The sequence below is a fragment of the Aggregatilinea sp. genome (assembly GCF_036822615.1).
GTDB lineage: Bacteria > Chloroflexota > Anaerolineae > Aggregatilineales > Aggregatilineaceae > Aggregatilinea.
This window is the reverse complement of record NZ_DAISHJ010000210.1, coordinates 1-3,973: the sequence shown is the minus strand read 5'-3', so window position 1 is coordinate 3,973 and position 3,973 is coordinate 1. Positions and strand designations below refer to the sequence as shown.

General features: G+C 64.1%; 3 protein-coding genes and 1 pseudogene. All 4 read left to right on the top strand.

Annotated elements, in window-relative coordinates:
* Positions 1 to 554: pseudogene (locus V7116_RS25600) on the top strand (hypothetical protein); the annotation flags it as partial.
* 378 nt (positions 555 to 932) lie between these two features.
* A complete protein-coding gene (locus V7116_RS25595; protein WP_324394840.1) occupies positions 933 to 1,922 on the top strand; it encodes a GDP-mannose 4,6-dehydratase in 990 nt (329 codons plus the stop codon).
* Between the two features lie 4 nt (positions 1,923 to 1,926).
* Positions 1,927 to 2,901, top strand: coding sequence for a GDP-mannose 4,6-dehydratase (gmd, locus tag V7116_RS25590; RefSeq protein ID WP_324394839.1), 975 nt, complete (start codon positions 1,927 to 1,929; stop codon positions 2,899 to 2,901).
* 159 nt (positions 2,902 to 3,060) lie between these two features.
* Complete coding sequence (locus V7116_RS25585) at positions 3,061 to 3,861, top strand: TatD family hydrolase (protein WP_324394838.1); 801 nt, start codon at positions 3,061 to 3,063, stop codon at positions 3,859 to 3,861.
* The last annotated feature ends 112 nt before the right edge of the window (positions 3,862 to 3,973 follow it).

The window sequence follows — 3,973 nt, the reverse complement described above, 5'->3', positions numbered from 1 at the left end:
ACCCCGGCACGGCCAGCGCCTACGCCGAGATCCCGCGCGGCGCGGCGGTGCTGACCGTGCGCGACACGCAGAGCGGCGACACACTGTTCCAAATCGACTACGAGCCGCCCGCCGACGTCACCGAGGCGACGCTGTTCGTCTACGGCGAGGGCGACGCAGTGCAGGTCGTGACTGCGTCGGACAATGCGTACGGCGCGCTCGCGGATCAGGCATGGCTGCGCGTGTTCCACGCCAACCCCAACCAGCCGGATTTGCAGCTCAGCGCGCAGGGTCCCGCCGACGTGGACACGAGTCCGAGCGCCGCGCCGACGCCTGCCGAAACACCGCTGCCGCCGGAAGCCGCGCTGGTCGATCTGGCGCAGTACGGCCTGCCCACCGATCCGATCACCCTGCAGCCAGGAACGTACCGCGTGCACATCCTGAACGCCGCGAACGACCTGCGCATCTATACCGATCCGCTGGTGACATTGAAGGCAGGTGCGTTCTACGACCTGCTGATTCTGCCGGATCCGACCGGGCTGAGCATCGAGTTGGCGCTTATCCCGCGCGGTTAGCTAAAGGCAAAGGCGACCTCACCCCCGGCCCCTCTCCAATCAAGTTGGAGAGGGGAGAAAATCGTTAAGATAAGTCCCGTTTGAGGGAACAGGTCGTGCCGCTCGTAGGGATAAGGAGCGTGCGGCGGGAGGAGAAAAGGCGGGCGATGCAAGCATCGCCCCGATGGGAAGCGAGTATTCCGATAAGGTGCGCGTGAGCGTGTGGGGGCGCGGTGCGTGGAGCGGAAGATGCCTGCGCGGAGCGTTTAGGGTTCCATTACCAGCGATCCGTCTGCTGTGGTGTTGCTGAGAATGAGCCGCCCGCTTATAATGAATCGCCGCAGTTCTGGCGGGAATACCGGCGGCATCCTGGCATGCGAGACAACGGAGAAATCATACGTGCGAGTATTCATCACCGGCGCGGGCGGGTTCGTAGGCGGCCATCTGGTCCATCACCTCTTGAGCATTCCCGACCTGTCGCTCCACGCCGCGGTCTACGAGCCGTCCGGCAAACACCCTAAGCTCGACCACCTCCCGATTTCCCAATACGAACTCGACCTGCGCAGCGCGGGCGCGGTACGGGTCATCATCGAGGCCGTGCGCCCCGACGTGATCCTGCACCTCGCCGCGATGGCCGACGTCGGGTACTCGTTCATCAACCCCTGGGAAACGTTGGAGAACAATATCGTCGCCCAGATCAATCTGTTCCAGGCGATCCAGACGTGCAAGCTCGACGCGCGCATCCTGGTCGTCTCCTCGGCGGAGGTCTACGGCGCATTTGGCGGCGACGGCTTCCCCCTGGACGAAAACACCCCCTTCAGGCCCAACAATCCCTACAGCGTGAGCAAGGTCACCCAGGACATGCTCGCCCTGCAATACTATTTGTCGAACAAGATGCAGACGATCCGGGCCCGGCCCTTCAACCACATCGGGCCGGGACAAAAACGCGGCTTCGTCGCCTCCGACTTCGCCAGCCAGATCGCGGCCATCGAAGCGGGCCAGAGCGAGCCGGTGATGTACGTGGGGAACCTGTCTGCCGAGCGGGACTTCACCGACGTGCGCGACGTGGTGCGCGCGTACCAACTGCTGGCGGCGCACGGCGAGCCGGGCGAAGTTTACAATGTCTGTAGTGGCAAAGCGTACAGTATGCAGTATCTTCTGGATACGCTAATGAGCTACAGCACAGTCGAGATCGAGGTACGGCAGGACCCCACCCGTATGCGGCCCTCCGACGTACCGCGCCGCGTAGGCGACTATTCGGCCCTGAACCGCCGCACCGGATGGGAACCGTCGATTCCCTTCGAGCAAACGCTGTTGGACATTCTGAACGATTGGCGCGGGCGGCTCGCAGAAGAAGTCGCCGCCAGCACACCTAAAACGCAGGAGTAAGAACATGAGCAAGCGCGCACTCATCACCGGCATCACCGGCCAGGATGGATCGTACCTGGCCGAATTTCTGCTCGGCAAGGGCTACGAGGTCTACGGGCTGGTCCGCCGCACGAGCACGATCAATTTCAGCCGGATCGAGCACATTCAGGACGACATCACGCTGATCCCCGGCGACATGCTGGACCAGACGTCGCTGCAAACCGCGCTGGCGCAGTGCCAGCCGAACGAGGTCTACAACCTCGCCGCGCAGAGCTTCGTGCAGACGTCGTGGGGCCAGCCGGTCTTCACGGGCGACGTGACGGCGCTGGGCGTGACCCGGCTGCTGGACGCGATCCGGCACGTGGACCCGGAGATCCGCTTCTACCAGGCATCGAGCAGCGAGATGTTCGGCAAGGTGCGCGAGGTTCCGCAGCGCGAGACGACACCTTTCTACCCGCGCAGCCCGTACGGCGTGGCGAAGGTCTACGGCCACTGGATCACGATCAACTACCGCGAAAGCTACAATCTGCACGCGACGAGCGGCATTCTGTTCAACCACGAAAGCCCCCGGCGCGGCATGGAATTCGTCACGCGCAAGGTGACCAACACCGCCGCGCGGATCAAGCTCGGGCTGGCGAAGGAACTGCGGCTGGGCAATCTGGACGCGCAGCGCGACTGGGGCTTCGCAGGGGATTACGTCGAGGCGATGTGGCTGATGCTCCAGCAGGACGCGCCGGATGATTACGTGGTCGCCACGGGCGAAACGCACCGCGTCGAAGAACTGGTGCAAACCGCGTTCGATCATGTCGGGCTGGACTGGCACGATTACGTCGTGCAGGACCCGCGCTTCATGCGCCCGGCGGAAGTCGATCTGCTGGTGGGCGATCCCAGCAAGGCGGGCGAGCAGCTCGGCTGGGAGCCGCGCGTCACGTTCACCGAGCTGGTACGCATGATGGCCGAGAGCGATCTGAAGGAACTGCGCGACGGGAACTGCTTGTAGTCCGGGGCAAACCTCACCCCGCTCGCATTCGCTCGCTGCCCCTCTCCAATCTAGGTTGGAGAGGGGCGAAAAGCGGTGCGATACGAACCCCGCCCCAGCGCCATCTTCGAGACCACAAACACACCTTGCATAGCCACATAACACCCTTCAGGCGAAACCATGCCACTGATTGACACGCACTGTCACCTTGATTTCGATACGTTCGACGAGAACCGGGACGCAATCGTGCAGGCCGCGCGGGACGCGGGCGTGACGCGGCTGATCAATCCCGGCGTCGATCTGGACCGGTCGCGCGCGGCGATCGCGCTGGCGGACCGGTATCCGGGCGTGTACGCTGCCGTGGGCATTCACCCGACCAGCACCGCCGAATTTTCCGACGCGATGCTGGACGAGGTGCGCGCGCTGGCGGATCACCCCAAGGTGGTCGCTATCGGAGAGATCGGGCTGGACTATCACTGGGACGATTCCCCGCCGGATATGCAGCGTACGGCGCTCGAAGCGCAGCTCACGCTGGCGGCAGCGCTGTCGCTGCCGGTGATCATTCACAACCGCGAGGCCAGCGAGGACGTGATCGACGTACTGGCGGCGTGGATCCCCAGCCTGCCGCCGGAACTGCAAGATCGCCCCGGCGTGCTGCATTCGTTCTCCGCGCCGGAGCACATCGCGGATCGCGCACTGGAACTGGGCTTCTATTTGGGCTTCACCGGGCCGATCACGTTCAAAAACGCGGACGAGCTGCGGCACATCGCGGCGAAAGCGCCCGGCGACCGCATTCTGGTCGAGACAGATTCGCCGTTCCTGACACCGCATCCGTATCGCGGCAGGCGGCCCAACCAGCCCGCCTACGTGCGGTTCGTCGCGGAGCGGCTGGCGGCGCTGCGGCAGGTCAGCGACGAGGCGTTCGCTGCGCAGAGCACCGCCAACGCCGAGCGGTTGTTTGCCCTGCCACCGGACGCGTAAGGGCGGGTTTTTGGCATATCAGGCGCAAAAAGAGGGGCGTATTGATGCAGTTTAATAAAATAATCCGGTCATCACCGCGACCTCACCCCCGGCCCCTCTCCAATCTGGGTTG